Annotated in this window: 17 protein-coding genes; 1 reads left to right on the top strand and 16 read right to left on the bottom strand. The window is 60.9% G+C overall.

Annotated elements, in window-relative coordinates; genetic code table 11:
- Nucleotides 1–75 precede the first annotated feature (75 nt).
- The 16 genes from HNP52_RS23355 to HNP52_RS03930 all read right to left on the bottom strand — a co-directional run bounded on the left by HNP52_RS23355 (nt 76) and on the right by HNP52_RS03930 (nt 17,311).
- Nucleotides 76–510, bottom strand: coding sequence for a DUF6527 family protein (locus HNP52_RS23355; RefSeq protein ID WP_221416090.1), 435 nt, complete (start codon nt 508–510; stop codon nt 76–78).
- A complete protein-coding gene (locus HNP52_RS04000; RefSeq protein ID WP_221416089.1) occupies nt 507–704 on the bottom strand; it encodes a hypothetical protein in 198 nt (65 codons plus the stop codon). Before HNP52_RS04000 ends, HNP52_RS23355 begins: the two co-directional genes overlap by 4 nt.
- A gap of 774 nt (nt 705–1,478) precedes the next feature.
- Nucleotides 1,479–1,895, bottom strand: coding sequence for a hypothetical protein (locus HNP52_RS03995; protein ID WP_184162766.1), 417 nt, complete (start codon nt 1,893–1,895; stop codon nt 1,479–1,481).
- 14 nt (nt 1,896–1,909) lie between these two features.
- Nucleotides 1,910–4,576 carry an RHS repeat domain-containing protein gene (locus tag HNP52_RS03990; RefSeq protein WP_184162764.1) on the bottom strand — a complete coding sequence of 889 codons (2,667 nt, stop codon included), beginning with the start codon at nt 4,574–4,576 and terminating at the stop codon, nt 1,910–1,912.
- Nucleotides 4,577–4,600: 24 nt separating this feature from the next.
- Nucleotides 4,601–6,502 (bottom strand): hypothetical protein, encoded by a 1,902-nt coding sequence (locus tag HNP52_RS03985; protein WP_184162762.1) that lies wholly within the window; start codon nt 6,500–6,502, stop codon nt 4,601–4,603.
- A gap of 80 nt (nt 6,503–6,582) precedes the next feature.
- A complete protein-coding gene (locus tag HNP52_RS03980) occupies nt 6,583–6,912 on the bottom strand; it encodes a hypothetical protein (RefSeq protein WP_184165189.1) in 330 nt (109 codons plus the stop codon).
- Between the two features lie 711 nt (nt 6,913–7,623).
- Nucleotides 7,624–8,730, bottom strand: coding sequence for a PQQ-dependent sugar dehydrogenase (locus HNP52_RS03975; protein ID WP_184162760.1), 1,107 nt, complete (start codon nt 8,728–8,730; stop codon nt 7,624–7,626).
- Nucleotides 8,731–9,208: 478 nt separating this feature from the next.
- Entirely contained in the window at nt 9,209–9,574 is a 366-nt protein-coding gene (locus HNP52_RS03970; RefSeq protein WP_184162756.1) for a TrbC/VirB2 family protein, read from the bottom strand.
- Nucleotides 9,571–10,566, bottom strand: coding sequence for a P-type DNA transfer ATPase VirB11 (gene virB11, locus HNP52_RS03965; RefSeq protein ID WP_184162753.1), 996 nt, complete (start codon nt 10,564–10,566; stop codon nt 9,571–9,573). The genes HNP52_RS03970 and virB11 overlap by 4 nt, the downstream gene beginning before the upstream one ends.
- On the bottom strand, nt 10,563–11,390 hold the full coding sequence (locus HNP52_RS03960; RefSeq protein WP_260395898.1) for a TrbI/VirB10 family protein: 828 nt from the start codon (nt 11,388–11,390) through the stop codon (nt 10,563–10,565). The genes virB11 and HNP52_RS03960 overlap by 4 nt, the downstream gene beginning before the upstream one ends.
- A 278-nt stretch (nt 11,391–11,668) precedes the next feature.
- On the bottom strand, nt 11,669–12,283 hold the full coding sequence (locus HNP52_RS03955; protein WP_184162750.1) for a TrbG/VirB9 family P-type conjugative transfer protein: 615 nt from the start codon (nt 12,281–12,283) through the stop codon (nt 11,669–11,671).
- 71 nt (nt 12,284–12,354) lie between these two features.
- Nucleotides 12,355–13,143 carry a virB8 family protein gene (locus tag HNP52_RS03950; RefSeq protein WP_184162747.1) on the bottom strand — a complete coding sequence of 263 codons (789 nt, stop codon included), beginning with the start codon at nt 13,141–13,143 and terminating at the stop codon, nt 12,355–12,357.
- On the bottom strand, nt 13,140–14,369 hold the full coding sequence (locus HNP52_RS03945; protein WP_184162744.1) for a type IV secretion system protein: 1,230 nt from the start codon (nt 14,367–14,369) through the stop codon (nt 13,140–13,142). The genes HNP52_RS03950 and HNP52_RS03945 overlap by 4 nt, the downstream gene beginning before the upstream one ends.
- Nucleotides 14,366–16,720, bottom strand: coding sequence for a VirB4 family type IV secretion/conjugal transfer ATPase (locus tag HNP52_RS03940; RefSeq protein WP_184162741.1), 2,355 nt, complete (start codon nt 16,718–16,720; stop codon nt 14,366–14,368). Before HNP52_RS03940 ends, HNP52_RS03945 begins: the two co-directional genes overlap by 4 nt.
- A complete protein-coding gene (locus HNP52_RS03935) occupies nt 16,699–16,932 on the bottom strand; it encodes a VirB3 family type IV secretion system protein (protein WP_221416146.1) in 234 nt (77 codons plus the stop codon). The genes HNP52_RS03940 and HNP52_RS03935 overlap by 22 nt, the downstream gene beginning before the upstream one ends.
- Before the next feature lie 52 nt (nt 16,933–16,984).
- On the bottom strand, nt 16,985–17,311 hold the full coding sequence (locus HNP52_RS03930; protein ID WP_184162735.1) for a TrbC/VirB2 family protein: 327 nt from the start codon (nt 17,309–17,311) through the stop codon (nt 16,985–16,987).
- Between the two features lie 296 nt (nt 17,312–17,607).
- Here HNP52_RS03930 and HNP52_RS03925 point away from each other — a divergent pair, with 296 nt between their 5' ends.
- Complete coding sequence (locus HNP52_RS03925) at nt 17,608–18,582, top strand: hypothetical protein (RefSeq protein ID WP_184162726.1); 975 nt, start codon at nt 17,608–17,610, stop codon at nt 18,580–18,582.
- The last annotated feature ends 116 nt before the right edge of the window (nt 18,583–18,698 follow it).

Below are 18,698 nucleotides of genomic sequence, written 5' to 3'. Positions count from 1 at the left end.
AAAGCGCCCCAATATCGGTCGTTTAGGCGATAGATCGAGAACCCTGAAAGCCGTCATCCGTTGGGGGGGGGGGGCTTAACCGAATATCGTACTGCACATCGTCTTCAGCCAATTCCAGATCCGACGAAGTGACCATATCGTGATTGAAGGAGGACGAACCGGGGCGGCGCTCACGTTGGGACGCTTCAGCTCGCGATCTCGTTGAAGTCCCTTCTCGATTGCCCCCCTGCTCATCTGTCCTGCCCACACGATCCGACCCTGCTGGATCACATAGTGTGAGGCACGGGCAAAATCGTGATTGCCGACCGAGGGCCAGACAGATGCGTCATTCCCCTCCATAGTGAGGTTGTATTCGGTTGCCACGAGTGGCGTTGACACCTCCTCGCCGCATCCGCAAGCGCAGTTATGCAGGGCGACTTTGCATGCGCGAGAAACATACAGGACTCCATCTTCGAGGATCTCTGGAATCTCGTCCACAAAGACTGTTTTGAGCCTTTCCACCCTGCTCATGCCGCAGGCCGATTGGCGATGTTATTACCTTCGATCATGTAAACCGAGTTCATCTCGCCGCGTTCGTCGCGAAAGTAGTTCATCCAGCGCTGCCACCGCATCACTGCCATCACGGCGCTGAGCGAGTTGACCGCGGCGATCTGGATATCGGTTCGGTAGATCGCATCCTCCTCGTCGTCGTCACCGAACGGCATAGCCTCGCCACGTCTGCCCACGCGGTGCCGGGACGGACGAACGTTGCGCGGGCGCAGGCGCGTGCGTACTTGGTCATCGAGAGTCTTGAATGCGAACTCACTCTTGCGGGATCGTTGGCCACCAAGGCCATATTCCGAAATTCCGGCCAGTCGCCAGCGCGACGTGTCCCCTGGCTATCAAGCGCGATCGTTCAAACCTACACAGAAGGCCAGGCCGATCGGTATATTATGGTGGGAGAAGAGCCTGATCTGAGCAAGTCGCACTGGCGTCAGGATATCGCAGCAGCCGAAAGTTGGGACACTTATCCCTTAGGGATCAATTTCGGCGAACGCGACAAACTCGCTGCTGTGATCGGGGCGCGACTTTCATCGCCATCAAAGTTGTCGCACGATATGAGGATGTGTTCGGTGCGCCTCACAACGAGACCGCTTGCTTCCAAGGTCGCGTCGAACCGAGTTCCGAAGAGAATCAATGGGATCCACTCATGCGTTCTCACGATGACGCTTACGCGGAGTTGCGGGCGAGACTTGAGCCATGCGCACGGGTGTAGCGTCCGTCATTTTTCGCATGAACCAAGCGAGAAAGCGCGGTTCGTTCGCAGCATAGCGCCTCGAACTGGTCGCACACCGGTCGGCGCGCGCGAGTAATGACTAGCAGTATGATAGGGCTCAGTTCCTGAACGAGAAAGGCCACCTCCGCGAGTGGACTGAAATTTCTTCAGTCATTAGGGCGCGGCATACCTAACTATAAAAGTACCAATATGGCAGATAAAATTATAATACTTTCTCAACAATATTTTTTATTACGTCAAGTATGTTAGAGGAAACTCTCCACTCACATCCATCAAATAGACTGACGCTTACAAAATTTCCTTCGAAATTCGAGGTATCATATAATTTTTCAATTTCAGAAATTGGCGCGCTAAATCCGTATCCAACTATAATTATATTGAACGCGCTTTCTATAACTGAAATTTTATCCACAAGCGCACTCCAATTCATCGCAGTATCAGAATTATGTCTAAAATCTTGGAGTGTGCTTTGCTCTAAAACTACAACGTCGTCGTCAAAAATATACCATTGAAGCTTCCGAACTTCATCAGGAATGGATTCGATCATAAGGGGCAGGATCTGCTGAATTGCGCCCCCTGACGTAGCCAGTTCTCTAACTTTGAAGGCGTACAGAGGCATAAAGATATCCTGGATTAGAATGGCTGCGCGGGACCGCGCTGAGGAGTGCCGCCGGTCGGATTTGGGACAAAAACGTGTTCGTGCGGATTGGTGTGGGTATCTGGCCTTCCGTGATCCGACACATGGACGTCACGAACCGGATTACCCTCTTCGTCAAATTCCCTTCCTTGGCGATATGGCCCCGTACGCCGACCGCTTCTTGTGCCAAGCTGTGTGTGGGCCCTTCCCGCAGCTTCGGGATCGACTTCCGGCCTGCCATTCTTATCCTGACGCAAAGGATCCTCAGCAGTACGATCCGGTTCAGTCGGGGACTCGTCAGACTCCGCCGACTCACGCCCCTCACCGGATTGCTCCATCCAGTACGAACCAATTGTCATTGTGTGCTGGAGCACACCAGCCTTGTAATCCAGTACCGGAAAATTGTTGGCCGCAATTGCCGTGGCAGTAACCACAGCGAGGCTAACGACAATTGGAGTTACCTCGGCCACCGCGACATAGGCGACGGGCGCAAGACATGGCGGACACATGCCTGTTGGGTCGCGCATATTGAAAGGATCATTGGATACGTAGGTATAGAGATTGATTTGATCTTTATAACCGATCGGATCGGTCTGCATAAAGCGGCCAAGTGTAGGCGAATAGATGCGAGCCTTGTAGTAGTACATTCCAAGCTCGGGGATCCAAGCCTGACCGGTATAAGCAAACCGCCCATATGGCTCCCTGTTGCCATTCACGCTGTTCTTAGGGATGCCGTATTCATCATAGGTGTTGATAGCGGTCCGGTTACCCCAGCAATCGGCCTGCGCAACGATCGACCCCTGATGGTCGGTGTGCAACACCTTCGTTCCCGAGCAGTTGAGAGTACCACCCTCATCGACCAGGATGGGCTCATCCACACCGGGTCCGAACATGTAGCGCCGCAGCATCGCGCCGCTGCCATCATATTCCGCGGCAAGCCTGTCCCCGTCGTATAGGAAGCGCGTTACCCCGGTGGTCGGGCTGTACGTTTCGTAGAGGCGCCCGAGCGGATCGTAGGTAAGTTGCGCACCCGTTGACGCCACCACGAGCCGATTTTCAGCATCATAGGTGAAGGCGATACCGCCGCTGGCGGTCAGATTGCCGTTAGAATCATAGCCAAATCCAACGCCGCCCGCAGAACCATATTGGTTCAATCCGTTGACGGTGTAATTGCGATCGGCATTCGCTTGCCCGGAATACACGAAGGCTGCGTTATCTCGGCTGACGCTCGTGATCTGGCTTGCCGCGTTATAGCTGAAGCCAGTATTCAAATTACCCACGCTTCCAGCGAAAGTCTGGCTCTGGCCAGAAAGACGCGAGATGCCGTCGTAGCTATAGCTGGTGGCACTGCTGGCCCGCGCTGTCCAAAGACGCCTGCCCAATGGATCATAGTTGATCCCCATGAACGGCACGGCGCCACTGTTTGGGCCCCACCACTGCGCGGCGCTCATTCGATCAAGACCATCATAGTCCATCGAAAAATAGGCACCGTCGGGATGCGTGATACGCGTCCGGTTGCCGTCCCCATTGTAGAGGTAGGTCAAGGTCCGACTGGTGCCGCCCATGCTCGTGGTGCTGGAGGAAATTCGCCCAAAGCCGTCATAGGCATTGATCACCGCGTCCGCGCCGCTTGCGCTGTCGAAGCGTGCGGACGTCTGCAGGCCGCGCAGGTCATAATTGTAATAGACGTCTCGCGTCATCGAAGCCGGCACGTTCGTACAGGCGTAGCCCGCAACACACGCGTCCGGCACAACCTTTGAGGTCAATCGATTGAGCGCATCGTAGCCGTAGAGGAAGACGCGCCCATCTCTCTTCCTAAGCCAGGCGCGATTGTTGTTTGCATCATAGCCATATTCCTCGCGATCATTGGTGTTGACCGCGCCCGATGTCGCCAGCGCGTTAGCCGGAGTGGAAGGATTGTAGCCCGTCGGCGCAGTCGCCGAGGGGAACTGCCATTGGGACTGCCGATCATAGGCGTCGTAGATCATCCGTGCCTTGTTGCCGTTGGCATCGACGACATATTCCTGTTTGCTGTCGTAGCGATAGCCATAGGTGACATAGGCTTGCTCACGGCCTGTCCCTACCGCCTTGCGGATCTGAGTAACCCGCCCAGCTACGTCATAAACGTTCCTGGTAATCCGATCCTGGCCCTGATTGCCGGCCACGCCGAGAGAACACGCGCTAGCCGGAAGCGATGCAAACGCCGCCGGGTTCATGCGGATCGCCGTACATTCGAGACGGCCCATCACGTCATAGCTGTACTGCGTTACCTGATAGGGGGTGGCAGTAACGCCCGAAACAGCGGAGACCGTCTCCTTCAGCTTCCCGTTCAGCGCGTTGTACGTCGTCTCGACCTGCATGGAGACGGTGAAGTTGGCCCAGGATTGGGGCGCAATCGTCTCGCCCTGCCAGTTCGCCAACTCGCCCTTCTCAATCTTGATAAGGCGGCCGGCAGAGTCGTAGCTATTGCGAACAGCCATGTAGCGAAGGCCCCCGCTAGGGCCATCCGGATCTGGCGCGATCGTGCCGGTGAGGCGGCCAGCGTCATCATATCGCGCTCCACTGGTAAAATCCGACGGGGATGACTGGGCCAGGGCCGGAGCCGCCGCACCCATTGAAGCAAATGCTGCCGCGCCTATCAGCGCGCGAATGATCTTGTTCATATCGCCAGCCTCTGTGCGGTGGGTTTAGTCACAGGTCGCCAAGCCCGCGCGCGGACTCGTTTCCCAGATCTTGTTGCCGTTATCGTCGTAACCGTAGCAGGTCCGCAGCGTCACGCCGTCGGCGGTCACGGCTCTGCCTCGAAGGAGAAGGTTATTTCCGACAAGGCCGGTATCCGGGCCATAGTCGTAACTGGTCACAACCTCATCCGAGGCCCCGCCCGCGCAACTATCGGCAGCTACATTTGTCGCGGTGGTCCGGCAGGTTTTCTCGCTCAGCAGCAGCCAGACTGGATCTCCAGCATGCACAAAACCACCTGAGGCATTCTTGATCCACGCGTAACGCTGCCCATAGGCGTAACGCCTGACCGGCGAAACGCCGCCGACCGCGGGCGCGACCTCAGTTAGGACGCCGCCATGATCCGAACTATAGGTATACGCCGTGACGTTGCCCTTGCCGTCCGTGATGCTAGTGGGCTTGTTGCACGTCTTGGGATTCAAGCACTCAGACGAAAACACCTTGGTATATAGTGTGATCGGCGCGCTGGTGTCGGACGGAATGAGCGTCTGCTTCTTAATATTACCCCGGTTGTCCGCTTGGAACCCCACAGAGCTGAAGGGCGCGCCGAACGCGGAATTACGAATCAAACCGACCGGCTTACCGCGCCTCCACTCGTAATTGCTGACTAGCCCGGCCGCATCGATCAAATAGCCCGGCATCGAATAATTGATGTCACCACCAGTGCTTATCGATCCACCGAGAGGGTCGGTTCTTTCGGCGGTGGTGCCACCATCACAAGGGCATGGTTCTCCCTCTTGCGTCCAATATGCGTAACTATACTGGAAATTTCCGTTCGGACCGGAATAGGCGGACGTGACTAACTTATGCGTCATCTGTCCGCCGGTGTAGGTCCTGGCAGAGCCTGGAACTGCCATATCCTCCACGGTCGTAGCGCTGGCCGTGAAGGCGATCTTCACCCCAGTTCTGTTCTTTGGCGTCTTGAAAATGACGGAGGGAGTGGCGTTATTGTACTCGATCGTCGCATAGGAATTCAGAGAAGATAGGGAACCACAGTCCACCAACGTGCTCGGATCGCAAAAAATCTTCGCCCGATTGAAGAAAACAATTCGGGTGGGCGCGGCCCATTCCATTTCATTGTAAGAATTGGTGCCAGCAAGGCTGTCCCGAAGGTAAGAATATTGTATTCCATAACCCCTCGAAGAGATCAGGAACTTCAGGCGGGCAGCAGGCCTCGAGGGCAAAATCGGAAAGGTCGATCCGGGAAATGCGGAGCCACCCGCATAAGTAACCGTATTGTAGTAGAGGTCCCATTTCTCGCCGTCGGGGAAAATAATCTGCGTCGCCTGCCCCAAGGATCCGACGACCATGCGCGTGCCGCGCATCGAGAATATCTGAGTATTCGCCTGATTGCCGCCGCTTCCCGCAGGAATGATAGCCAGCGGACTATCTTGCCCTCGTTCCAGGGACTCAGGCATGAAGATGTAGGAGCCATCCGACTGCGCCGTAGGCGGCGCAGAGGAGAGTCCGCCGTTCCAATCCAATTGGGGCACCAGCCCATTCGCGTCGGGCATTTTTGTGTTGCCGAAAGGATAGGATCCGTTCTCAGCCCCATAGGAGGTCGACAGGCCAGCATTTACCGCACCGCCCATTCCCGCTGTAAACGCTGCGTTAGCAATCCCACCGCCAGGGCCGGTTATGTTGACCGATACCGGTGCTCCGTTGGGCGACATGGTGAAGGGTAACAATTCGATCGGAATTCGCGCGACACCGGCCGTCATATCGACGCCATTCTCATCGACCGTCGCAACCGGAGGAATCGGATCAACCGGCGCCATGCTCTGAGCATGAGCCGCCTGGCTCGCCAACAACGCCACGACCGAAACCGCATATCGGCGAAAACTGCGCATAAATTCCCCACAAAAGACCGCGCTGCCCGCGCGTTGGCGAGCAGGTTCAAATGGAAATCGAGACGGAAACCCGGGGTGTCTCAGGGAACGCCAGTGACCTTGACGTTCGTGCGGTTCCCAGCCTTATCAAGGCTGTAATTGCTCTCAACACCGTTGTTGACGGTGCCTTCCTGCTTCACGCTAATCAGGCGCCCAAGTTCGTCGTAGGTGTAGTTCACCGTCTCGCCCGCAGAGGATGACGAGGTAGTCATCAAAGCGGAGGTACCGGCAGGGCCACCAAGTCGAACTGGCCCCGGGCCAGCGTAGTTGCCCAGGTCGTTCCCCAGTGGCGGCGCTGCCGTGGCCGAAAGCGTCGTGATGCCGAGAACAATAAAACAGGCCGGCAAAGCCAGCCGCTTAAAATACCGCACGCACACCCCCTTATCGCATGCCAATGCCGAGCGACTCATTCCATATGCGGAATGGGCGTTAAATGGTAGGATGAGTTTGGAGAAAATTGTCGCAGCTGCACATCCGGTTTGGCGGCCGATGGCGCGAGAAGCCAGCAAGCCGCTTCGCCGGCCGCGGCGCCCGAACCAGAACACCGTCTGCGCGCCGAAGACGACCAAGTGGCGTTACACGATCGAGCGGCTGAAAGTGGCCTTTCCGGGTTGGAGCCGAACGATGTCGGGATAGCCTGTGCATACGATAAGCTGATTCAAACCATTGGTTTGATACTGGCGCATCAGTGCGCACGTGTGCAGCCGGCGTAGATCCCGGACATCGGTTCACCGAGAGCCTCTATTCGACGTCGATCGCCGCGTGGCTCCCCGAAGCGGACTGTCTGCTGCCGGCCCACGAACAGTCATTTCTGATCGCGCCCATCTTTCCTCTAAGCTTCCGATGTCCAACACCGACGCCCTACTGCAAATCGCTTATCCGTAAGCGCCCGACGCGGCTTTACCGCGCATTATGGGCCGACGGCAGGCGATGCCTCGGAAGGCGTCGAGATGATGATGGAGATCGAGGGGCGGATCGAACAAGACTTCAATAAGGGCGGTGCTTGTTTGATATGTGCCCTGCGCCTTCAGGAAGGCGCAGGGCGTTCTTCAGCCGATCAGATCAATGGATCAGCAGCCAAGTTAGAAAATCGGGGTCAGCTTGCGCAGCGCGCCACTAGGCTGGTCTTCCACAACCCAGATGCTTCCATCGCTTGATTGCGCGAGCCCACGGATGCGGCTGCCGAGGTCTATTCGCTGCATCTCGGTCGCCTTGGAGCCATTGATGCGAACGCGGACGAGCCCGTGATACTGCAGCCCTGAGATAAGGGCGTCGTTCTTCCAATCGCCGAAAAGGCCTCCGGTGTAGAAGATCATCCCTGAAGGAGCGATGACAGGAACCCACCAGAGGGCGGAGGCCGCGAATCCATCGCCGGCACTCGGCTTCGGGATTGGAGTTCCGCTATAGTCATCACCATAGGACACAAGCGGCCAGCCATAGTTGCTGCCCGAGGCGATGGCGTTGAATTCATCGCCCCCCATCGGCCCCATCTCATGTTCCCAGAGCTGACCTGACGGACTGAATGCGAGCCCGTAAGGATTGCGGTGTCCCCAGCTCCAGATTTCCGGCTTGGCGTCAGGGCGTCCTACATAAGGATTGTCGGCTGGAATGCTGCCATCGGGATAGATCCGAATGATTTTGCCAATGGTATTGGAGAGCGTCTGGATCAGGGGCGCCTCCATTTCCTGTCGATCGCCTGCCGCCACGAAGAGATAGGTGCCGTCCGGAGAAAAGGTCATACGCCCACCAGGCTCTCCCGAGCCGGCTGGCGTCGCGATCTTTGGAATCTGGCGCCAGATGACCTGGGCGTCCTGAAGCTTTGCGATACCATCGCTTCCGAAGACCAGCGCCCCGCGCATCACAGCGAGACCCGCGGGATCAATGGATAGGTCGGCTGCGGCGCGCCCTACGCGAGGCGCTGTCGGATCCCGCTCCATGAACGAGATGTAGACAAGCTTGTTGCTGGTGTAGCGCGGATCCAGAACCACATCGAGCAGGCCGACATTGGTCGGGAGCCCGCTGATCGAGTCAGAGACAACACCTGCTTGGGTAACAATCCGCAGCGTACCTGGCGTGATCGGATTGTTCACTTTTCCCGTTGGTGGCCGCGAAGTGACAAGCATCCGGCCGTCCGGCAGGAATGCCAGGGACCAGGGGTTCTCCAGCACCGCTATGGTTTCCGACTTCATCCCGACGACCGGTGGCGTCGGAGTTGGGGTAGGGGTCGGCGCCGGAGTTGGTGCCACGACTACAGGGGACGTCACTGAACCCGAGGAGGATCCACCACACGCTGTAAGGACAGACAGCGAAACGCCTGAGCAACACATCAGAAGTGAACGGAAACGAACAAATTTTGTCATGGTAACCCCGCCCCGGAAAGGTCGCACCTATTTGTGCACGCTTTTCGATTGTCAATTGCCCAGCAAGAAAATGGCTTGGCTCATGTAAGGCCGGGTGCGCGTTGCAGCTGACTGCTGCCGATACCCTTGAAAAGAACACATCCCACCAAGATGCGACTATCGCCCCGGAGTATGGATCATAACCAGCGGTGCCTGAGATTCACCCGTGTACTCCTTGCTCAGTTTCGCGCCGGATACCCGACAAGTTCTCACCAGGGTCGCAAACACGCCCGCCGGTGTTTGAAGCGCTGGCTTTAGGGCGCGCTTGCTATCTCTGCGGCACAGCCGCTCCGGCATAGGGATCATAGGGGGGTGCGGTTTTGGGTGTCGGGATCGATGGAGGCAGCGAAGGGGTTGCCTGCGCTCGGTAAGATGCCGTTGGAGCATCCAGCTGCACCACTCCCAGGATGCCGGCAGCGATTGTCTGCGCACCGAACAGGATGAAGCATCCGGTGATCACGGTCACCCCGCGCCGGATAGGCAGGCGGCCATTCAGCATCAGGAAGCCGACGCTCGCGACCGCAATGAGCGCAATGCTGGTCGCGATCGTCCCTACCGCCACACCTTCGATCCACTGAACCGCCGCAACGAGCGGACTCGATCCCGCCGGATCGGCAAGCGAAGGCGTAATCATGCGAGCAACACCTCGGCCACGCGTCGCTGCCCGCGGGTGCGGGCAAGCTGGACATAGACATCCACGGTACTGCGCACATAGTGGCGGACGTCGTCGCGGCTGAGCTGGGTGCCGGCCTGGAGCACCAGCAGCACGATCTGCTCGATCGCGCGCTCGGCGCTGTCGGCATGCACCGAGGTCATCGAGCCGGGATGGCCGGTGTTGATCGCGCGCAGGAAAGTATAGGCTTCCTCTCCGCGTAGCTCGCCCAGGATGATGCGATCGGGACGCATGCGCAGCGATGCCGCCAGCAGGTCGGTTGCCGAGATGCGCGCCTCGCCCAGCGCACCGCGCACGGCGAGCAGGCCGACCAGATTATCGTGATGCTGGTGCAGCTCGGGCGTGTCCTCGATCAGGATCAATCGCTCCTCTGCCGGTATCTCACGGATCAAGGCATTGAGGAACGTGGTCTTGCCGGTTGAGGTGCCGCCGGAGACGAGGATGTTCTTGCGCGCCTTTACCGCGGCCGCGAGCATGCCGGCGATGTCACCAGCTTCGAGCAGTTCTGCGAGACGCAGATCGGTTTCGGACTTGCCGGCGACGGTCCGCCTGCTGGTGTCAGCAAAGGCACCAGCGGCAACATAGTCGCTCAAGGCCAGGTCGGACGAGACGTGTTTGCGGATGGCAATCGCCATCGATCCGCGGGTGGCCGGCGGCGCCGCGATCTGGACGCGCGAGCCGTCGGGAAGGCTGGCGGAAAGCAGGGGATGTTCGCGGCTGATGCCCTGATGCGAGATCGCGGCGATCTGGCGGGCGAGCCGTTCCAGTGTCGCGGTATCGAGATCTGGCGCTTCGTGGCGCTCGACGGCGCCGCCCAGGGTCTCGGCCCAGACCTCGCCCGGGCGGTTCACATAGATGTCGGTCACGTCCGGCCGGGCCAGCACGGGCGCAAGCGGTGCGAGATAGGCTCGCAGATAGACCGGGGTGTCGTTTGCGGGCGCGGCCTTGCTCACCGGTTTTCGACGCCCGTGAAATCAAGGTCGCGCGCAGCGAAGATCGAGATGCTCTTCGCTGCCTTGACCTTGAGCGTGGGCTTGATGGTGGCAGGCGAGGTGGCGCGCGCGGCACCACTGACATTGCCGGGAAGTGCCACGATCACCTGGCTGTCAGCCGCGCGCGAGGCGAGGTTGACGCCGACATCGAGTGCCGATTGCAGGATCGCGCCGGCAAATCGCTCGAAGAAATGCGAGTTGACGCTGGCGCGGATACCGCCCTGGCCCAGCGGATCGGTGGCAGGCGAGCCAATTGCGATGGTGGCGCCGTCCGGGCGCATCAGCCGGATCCAGTTGACCAGCATGCGCTTCTGACCATTCTCGGTGTCCGAGCCATATTCGCCGATCAGGCGGCTGCCGCGCGGGATGAGGATGCGGCTGCCGTCAAAGCCCCGGATGTCGCGCGAGACGATCGCGCGCGCCAGCCCGGGACTGGTGGAATCGAGCGCGGTTTCCAGCACCGCCGGGATCAGGGTGCCTTGCGGGACGGTCGTCGCCTTGTTGGAGAGGACGCCCGCACCAGTACGCGTTCCGGCAACCGCCGATTTCGCACCTGATTGGCCGGGTGTCCCGGCTGCCTGGCCGGACGCTTCACCCGAGGCCTTGATGGTGCCTGCGGTGTTGTCGATCACCAGCATCGGCTCGGTGGCAATGCGTGCCGGAGCAGCAGGCGACTGGGCCTGCGACGGTATCTGATAGCTGGGCTGCGGTGCGGTATAGGTCGGCATGACCGGTGCTTGCTGGCGCGGCTGGATCGGTGGCGTGATCGGGCCCGGTGTCGGCATGACTAGCGGGAATGGGGCCAGCTGCGGTTCTGCAACTGGCGGGATATAAAGCGGGGCTACCCCGGAAGGCGCCGACACTGCGTCAGCGATCCGCGGACGGATGGCAGGCGCACTGAGCGCGCGGCGACGCGCATCGAGAACCGAGAACAGCAGAACGCCGATTCCGATCGCAACAAGCACCAGCACCCAGACCGGCGGGCCGGAGCGTGGCCGCGCAATCACGGGAAGCACATTGCTGTCCACTGGCGTTGTGGGCACCGAGGAAGGGGTGGTCCCGCTCATTTCTCGCTCACCACCCGCACGGCTTCGGCGCGGCGGTCGTCGATGCGAAACACCAGCCGGTCCTGGATGCTGTCGATCACCATCCGGCCGTCGCGCATCATGCCGTTGATCAGCGTCTCCTGGCTACGGCCATGAAGGGCGTAGATGGCAGGAAGCGCTTGGTCTTCGGGCCATTCGATATAGGTATGAATACCGTCGTCATGGATCGCACTTGGACGGAGCGCCGCGTTGCCGCGCACTCGGTAGCGTCCGACTACCTTCTCCTCGCTTGCGGAGACAGGGCTTTCGGAGAGCGCAGCGGGGTAGCGGAACTTGATCGACCAGGCGGTGTCGGGGCGCGGGTCCGAGAGCGGTGAGAGCTGGAAGTTATAGGTCCGGGTGTCCGTGATGACGAGCATATTGGTGGAAACGCCCTCGCGCACCGGCTTGACGAACAGCCGGTCGCCACGGCGATTGGCGGTCACCTGCCAGGCACCGCTGTCGCCCAGTGCGACATTCTCGACCTGTTCGTCCGGTGCCAGCTCGATCGTCACCTGGTAGCCGGGGGCGGCTTCCAGCCACACCACCTGCTCGGGCCGATAGTCCACCGTCTGGATATGTGCGTTGCCCATGCCCGGCTGCGGCCGGACCTGCGCTTGTGCAGCAAGCGGGATCAGCAACAGAACGGAGGCTAGCAGAGCCCTCATCGCGCAGGCGCCTGTGGGGTTGGCATGGCCGAGGGAGGCGTCTGAGCAGTCGGCGCCGTGGTCGCCACGACCGGTGCGGGCGTAGCGGGCGCGGGTTCCGTCGATGGCAGCGCTTCCGCGTCGCGGCGGTAATGGGTCACTTCAAAGCCGAGCGGGTTTATGAACCGGTCCTCAAGGCTCATTGGCGCGCCCGAATAGCGATAGCGGACCACGGAGACCCAGGCGCGCGCCGGCTGGACCGCGCCATTGGCATCGCGCTGGATCGTCTCGAAGCGCACCAATGCGCCGTTGTTACCAAGCGGCGACACGCTCTTCACCCTCGTTTCTACCACGGTGGTGCGCGGCAGGCGGACGAGCGGGCTGTCCGGATTGTTGGCCTGCATGAAGCCCGTATAGGCCTTGCGCGCCTCGCCTTCGGACCACAGCGACACCTTGCGGTAATTCGCCTGAAGCGTGGCGTCGTCGAAGCTTTCGCGTGCGATCACATATTGGACGAGGAAGGACTGGGTGAGCGCTGCGTTGGCGCTGACCTGCTGCGCGTCCAGCGGCTTGAGCACCTGGACATAACCGGTCTGCTTATCGACGAGCAGCGTATAGGGCTCGACCGTCTTGAGCGGCGTCAGCGCGAGCAGTGCGGCTGCTTCCATCAGCGCGATCGCGCTTGCGACGCCGGCGACGATCCAGGCGGTGCGCCGCGAGCGGCCGAGCGCGGCCCGATTATCCTCGGCCCAGCTGCCTGCTTCGCGGTAATAGGCGTCGAGCGCTTCACGCGCCTGCTTCTTCATTGCTTGCGGTCCCGTCGTGTGGCGCTGGCCGATACCCGGCTGCGGGTTCGGCGATGGCTTTGCCCGAGTGGCGTCGGCGCACTGGAAGGCAGGTCACGCAGGCCGCCGGCCTGCGGTGTGCGCGGTGCCGCGCCACCACCCCCGGCAAGTGCGGCTTCCTGACGCTGGATGCGCGCCACGGCTTCGGCGACAGCGGCCGCACGCGAATGCTGCTCGGCAGGAGGCTGGCGTCGTTCGGGCAGCGGTGTTGGTTGGGTGCGATCGAGCAGGCTTGAGGCCGCGCCGACGCGCTCGGCAAGGCTGCGCCATACCGCGCCGATTCGGAACGCCATGGCGACGCGCGCGGCCATGCCGAGCCCGCCCAGCAGCGCCAGGCCAAAGGCCAGCATGGTGACGAACAGCTCGTTAGTCGCGCCGCCAATGGGCAGCCCCCCTTGGCGTCGCTCAAGCAGGGTGGTGAGCCACGGCTCCAGCAAGGCGAGTTCGACGCCCAGCAGGATCGTGACGGCCATTGCGCCGAGGATCGCTGCGACCATCCCGCGCACCCAGCCTTCGAACAGGCTGCGCGTACCCTCGAACAGCAGCATCGCGATGAAGAAGGGGCCAATTGCGAGGAGCAGTCCGGCGATCAGCCGGACCGAGCCATAGGCGGCGATGGTTGCGGTCAGGAAGGTGGTCCGCGCGGTACCGAGCGCGAAGGGCCCGATAATGCTGGAAGGCTCCGGATTGCCTTGCTGGACCAGTGCCGGCTGGCCGTTTGCATCCAGGGCAGGGCGCATGGTGACGCCGGCAGGACCGGTGCCCACTGCGTTCAGCGCGACGAGCGCATTATCGACCTGTTGTAGTCGCTCGGTCAGCCCGCCGGTAGTGCCGGGCAGCCCCGCTGGCCCACCGGCGCCTGCTGCGAGCTCGGCAGGCCCATGCATCGCAACGTCATAGGCCAGGGTGCGATAGGCGCCCCAGCTGGTGGCGAGCGCCAGCACCACCCCAATCTTGACCAGCGCCAGCACGCCTTCGCGGACATTGGGTGTGTCGCCGAACAGCAGCCGATAGCCGTAAAAGGCGATGAACAGGGTAACCAGCCCGGTCAGCAGCAGAGACAGCGGCGATCCCGGCGCTGCGGCGGCCTGGTAGCCGGCGGCACCAATCGTCTGTGCCTGGCAATCGACAAAGGTCAGGACGCTCTGGAGATAGGCGCCATCGGTGATGCCGGGACAACTGCTCATGCGACCTCCAGCAGCCGTGGCAGCCAGTCGGCAGGATCCTCGCCATGCTCGGCACGTATCTGATCGAGCAGACGCACGGTGCGCTCGCGGCCCGACAGGATGGTGAGCAACTCGCGCTCGCCACTCAGGTTCAGTCGTGCGACCACGCTTTCATTGCCGTGCTTGATCAGGAAGCAATGTGCATTGTCGGGCAGGGTGCGGACCAGATCATATTCGTGCTCGGTCAGCCCGAAGCCTTCGACATAATCGGCATGGCGGGCCTTGGGATTGGCCATGAAGATCTGGGTCGCAGCCTGCTCGATGATCGCGCTGGCGATGCGGCTCTCGATCGCATCCTGCGCGCTCTGCGTCGCGAAGCCGACGATGCCGTTGCGCTTGCGGATGGTCTTTTCCCAATCCTTGATCCGGCGGACGAACACATCGTCGTCGAGGGCTTTCCAGCCTTCATCGACCACGATGATCGCCGGTGTTCCATCCAGCCGTTCCTCGACCCGGTGGAACAGGTACATCATTGCCGGGGTGCGCACCGCGGGATCGTCGAGGATCTGGGTCATGTCGAAGCCCACCGTGTCGGCGGACAGGTCGGTCAGGTCTTCTTCATTGTCGAACAGCCAGGCACGCTCGCCATCGCCCCACCAGGGGCGCAGCCGCGCCCAGAGATCGGCACCGTGCGGGCGGTGTCCACCGCGGAACAGCTCCACCAGATGACGCAACCGCCGCTGCGCGACAGGCTGGCCGAAATTGGCGTCGATCGCGTCCTTGATCCGGGCGAGATCCTCGATATCGGCGCCGCCGGCGAGCAGCGCCACCCAGTCGATCAGGAACTGGCGGTTGGCAGGGCTGTCCTCGATCTGTAGCGGGTTGAGCCCAGAGGATGTGCCCGGTCGCAGTACGTCGTAGCGGCCGCCGATCGCGCGCAGGAACGGTTCGGCACCGCGATCCTTGTCGAAGAAGATGATCCTGGGCGCGAACTTGCGGGCCTGGGCGAGCAGGAAGTTAAGCACCACCGTCTTGCCCGAGCCCGAGGGGCCGATGACCGTGAAATTGCCCAGGTCGCCGTGGTGGAAATTGAAGTGGTAGGGGCCGGCGGCGGTGGTCTCGAGCAGAGTCACCGCGTCGCCCCAGTGATTGCCCCTTGCCTTGCCGTGGGGCAGGTTGTGGCCATTGGCGAAGCCGGCGAAATTGGCTGTCGAGATCAGGCCGCGACGCGCGATATATTTGAAGTTGCCGGGGAATTGTGCCCAGAAGGCGGGCTCCAGCGCAATCTCCTCGCGCACCGCGATGATGCCCAGATCGGCGAGCGTCGCCTGGACCTCGGCCACGCCCTGATCGACTTCGGCCAGCGTCTCGCCCCGCACCGCGATGGTCATGTGATGCTCGCCGAAACCGGCACGCCCGGCGGCAACCTCGTCCTTGGCAGTGGAGAGATCTGCGCGCAGGCTGACTGCCTCGTCCTCGGCTGAGCGCATCCGCCGCAGCGCCAGGTTCATCTTCGACAGCGCCGCCCGGCGCTCGACGAAACCGAAGCTCTGCGAAATGGTGATCTCGAAGGGCAGGCGGAGCAGTTCGTCGAGCATCCCCGGTGCCGACTGTCCGGGATAGTCCTTGATCGACACCATCGCGACGAAGCTGCGCGGGGAGGGGCCGGCGGCACCCAGCTCGATTGCCTCCTGGCCAAAGCTGATCCGGCGCCAGGGCAGATAGGCGCCCAGATCCTGTGTCGGCAGCAGCATCGGCCGGACCTCGCCATTGTAGAGCGAGGCAAGAAATTCGAGTGGTTCAGAGCAATGGCCTTGCGGTGTCTCGTAGACCGAGAGCAGGCGCGGCGCATAACTGCCGAGCGCGGCGATCAACGCTTCGCGTGCCGTATCGAGCGCGCGCAGGTCTTGTGCGGTATTAGCAGCGGCCGAGCTGCCGCGTAGTCGGTCTAGCAGGCCCATCCGGCCCTGGAGCGGGCGCCGGACCAGCGTCAGGAACAGGTCGTTGGTGTAGAGCCTACGCTGGGCGAGCCGCGTCCGCCAGGCCGCGTCAAGCCGGGTCGAGAAGGCGTCTGGAAAAGTGCCGTCAAGCTCGGGTTCGATCGCACGGCGGACGACATGATAATAGACCGCGAAACGCGATGACCCGATCGACTGCAGCACCGCGTCGCGCAGGAGTTTGCGATAGTTGAGTTCCTCAGTGTCGGCGGTCTCGAACAATAGCCCGCGCAGGTGAATGACCTGGCAAAGCATGCCGTCGCGCGTCTCGATCGTATGATCGTCGATCTGTGCGGCATAGGGCAGGTGCTTTCCTGCCGGCGCCTCTTTTGCAATCACCTTGGGATCGCGGGTCAGGGCCGGTAGGAATTGCATCGCCAGATCTTGTAGTTGCGCACCCGCGGACAGCGGCTCACGCGCGTCAGCCACAGATCGAAGAAGCGCGGTTCGCGCAGGCAGGCGAGCACGCCGATCAGATGGATGACGAGTGCCGCGACCAGTGCCCAGAAGGACTTAAAGATCAGGAACAGCTCGGTGGCGATGATCGCGTTGGCGACGAAATAGCTATAGGTGACGCCCGCGAACATCTGCGGTCGCGTGAGCGCCACGAACAGCGGATCGCGCTCCAGTCCGTTCACTTTAGAGACCTGCTTGTGCGGTCGACTGGATACCCGCGACGATGCTCGCGGCGCCGAACAGGATGAAGCAGCCCAGGATCACCGTTGCGCCGTAGCGCCAGTTGATCCGGCCGGTGAGCATCAGGAAACCCACCGACGCGACCGCGATCACCGCGACGACAGTTGCCACGGTGCCGAGCAAAGTGCCTTGCAGCCAGTTGACTGCGGAGACGATGACGCCGGAGCCGGCTGGGTCTCCACTCAGTTCTTGAGCCGCGGCCGTTAGCGGCAGAGCCGCAAAGGCGCTCGGCAACCCCCGCGAGATTAGCCTTAATGCACTTGACCACATCATCAGCCGTCCCCCCGATTCGAGTTATGCTTCAAGCGAATCGGTGCGGTCCTTGCAATAGGACCTCCAAACAAATTTCAACTCTATCGACGGTCTCTAACTAGGCTCTTCAAAATAGCTCATTGTCGGTTCTGGACATATTTTAGAAATATTTCTCGCATCTGTTAGGCACATCGAAGGGGGCTTCAGCCTGCGCACCTGCTACGGCTACATCAGTACGGCAACAAGATTTACGAGACCAAGCCGCGTGCCGGCTTGTCGAGCTGCTCGTGATCCGCACGCAGGGAGCTGCAACCATGGAAAAGATTGTCGCTCGGCTGCTTTGCTCGGCCGCTCTGTTCACACCTATCACGGCGTTCGCGCAGTCGGCGGCGTCGGATTTCACCAATGGGACGCGCTACAACCTGGCGCATCGGGTCACCGGCACGATCGCACCGGACCCCGACGGCTCCGGCCCGCTGCACCATCTGGCAGTGCGCAATACGTATGACAGCGAAGGCCGTTTGGTGAGGGTGGAGGCAGGCGCGCTATCTAGCTGGCAATCAGAGACGATTGCGCCGGTGAGTTGGTCGGGATTTGCTGTCCAACAGGTTACAGATGTCAGCTATGATCTGCTGGATCGCAAAGTGAAGGAAAGCGTCTCCGCTGCTGGCACGGTCTATCAGGTCACGCAATACAGCTACGACGTGGTAGGCCGCCTGCAATGTACTGCGGTTCGAATGGATCCGGGATCGTTCGGCAGCCTGCCTGCGAGTGCTTGCACTCAGAGCAACCCTTCCAATCCCATCGACCGGATTACGAAGAACCTCTATGACGATGCTGGCCAGTTGGTGCAGGTGCGCAAGGCGACAGCCACGGGCGTCGAGCAAGCCTATGTCACTTACAGCTATACGCCCAACGGCAAGCAGGAATATGTCGTAGATGCCAACGGCAATAAGGCCCGACTGACCTGGGACGAATTCGATCGCCAGGCTCAGTGGCAATTTCCATCCGCAACGGCGCCGACCGGCTTCAATCCGTCAACGCCTGCGACGGCGATGTCGACTGCGGGCGCTGTCAATGCCAACGACTATGAAGCCTATAGTTATGACGCAAATGGCAATCGGACCACGGCGCGCAAGCGCGATGTCTGGCAATGGACTGCGGCGTGTATCGGCGGGAGGGGTGACCGATTCACTTCGCCAAGCTCGGTGGGCGAGCCAAGCTGGCATCGCAACGCTATTCCCGCAACCTTCGCTGATTCGGGTTTGGGGAGAGATAGGCGGAACTAGGTCGTGAACCCATAAACGACTGCTTTCGGCGTACCGGGTCGATCTGCTGATATTGGGTGAAAGCGGAACGGCCGGTTTTGGAAAGCGCCGCCGGAGAGCGCCGCGGCGCTCACGGC

The organism is Sphingomonas kyeonggiensis (assembly GCF_014204495.1).
GTDB classification, from domain to species: domain Bacteria; phylum Pseudomonadota; class Alphaproteobacteria; order Sphingomonadales; family Sphingomonadaceae; genus Sphingomonas; species Sphingomonas kyeonggiensis_A.
This window is presented reverse-complemented; position numbering and strand designations above follow the sequence as displayed.

Coding starts and splice junctions, on each gene's coding strand:
- HNP52_RS23355 (WP_221416090.1), bottom strand. CDS start 510: ATGAGCAGGGTGGAAAGGCTCAAAACAGTCTTTGTGGACGAGATTCCA.
- HNP52_RS04000 (WP_221416089.1), bottom strand. CDS start 704: ATGCCGTTCGGTGACGACGACGAGGAGGATGCGATCTACCGAACCGAT.
- HNP52_RS03995 (WP_184162766.1), bottom strand. CDS start 1,895: ATGCCTCTGTACGCCTTCAAAGTTAGAGAACTGGCTACGTCAGGGGGC.
- HNP52_RS03990 (WP_184162764.1), bottom strand. CDS start 4,576: ATGAACAAGATCATTCGCGCGCTGATAGGCGCGGCAGCATTTGCTTCA.
- HNP52_RS03985 (WP_184162762.1), bottom strand. CDS start 6,502: ATGCGCAGTTTTCGCCGATATGCGGTTTCGGTCGTGGCGTTGTTGGCG.
- HNP52_RS03975 (WP_184162760.1), bottom strand. CDS start 8,730: ATGAAGTCGGAAACCATAGCGGTGCTGGAGAACCCCTGGTCCCTGGCA.
- HNP52_RS03970 (WP_184162756.1), bottom strand. CDS start 9,574: ATGATTACGCCTTCGCTTGCCGATCCGGCGGGATCGAGTCCGCTCGTT.
- HNP52_RS03960 (WP_260395898.1), bottom strand. CDS start 11,390: ATGCCGACACCGGGCCCGATCACGCCACCGATCCAGCCGCGCCAGCAA.
- HNP52_RS03955 (WP_184162750.1), bottom strand. CDS start 12,283: ATGGGCAACGCACATATCCAGACGGTGGACTATCGGCCCGAGCAGGTG.
- HNP52_RS03950 (WP_184162747.1), bottom strand. CDS start 13,143: ATGAAGAAGCAGGCGCGTGAAGCGCTCGACGCCTATTACCGCGAAGCA.
- HNP52_RS03945 (WP_184162744.1), bottom strand. CDS start 14,369: ATGAGCAGTTGTCCCGGCATCACCGATGGCGCCTATCTCCAGAGCGTC.
- HNP52_RS03940 (WP_184162741.1), bottom strand. CDS start 16,720: ATGCAATTCCTACCGGCCCTGACCCGCGATCCCAAGGTGATTGCAAAA.
- HNP52_RS03935 (WP_221416146.1), bottom strand. CDS start 16,932: ATGTTCGCGGGCGTCACCTATAGCTATTTCGTCGCCAACGCGATCATC.
- HNP52_RS03930 (WP_184162735.1), bottom strand. CDS start 17,311: ATGTGGTCAAGTGCATTAAGGCTAATCTCGCGGGGGTTGCCGAGCGCC.
- HNP52_RS03925 (WP_184162726.1), top strand. CDS start 17,608: ATGGAAAAGATTGTCGCTCGGCTGCTTTGCTCGGCCGCTCTGTTCACA.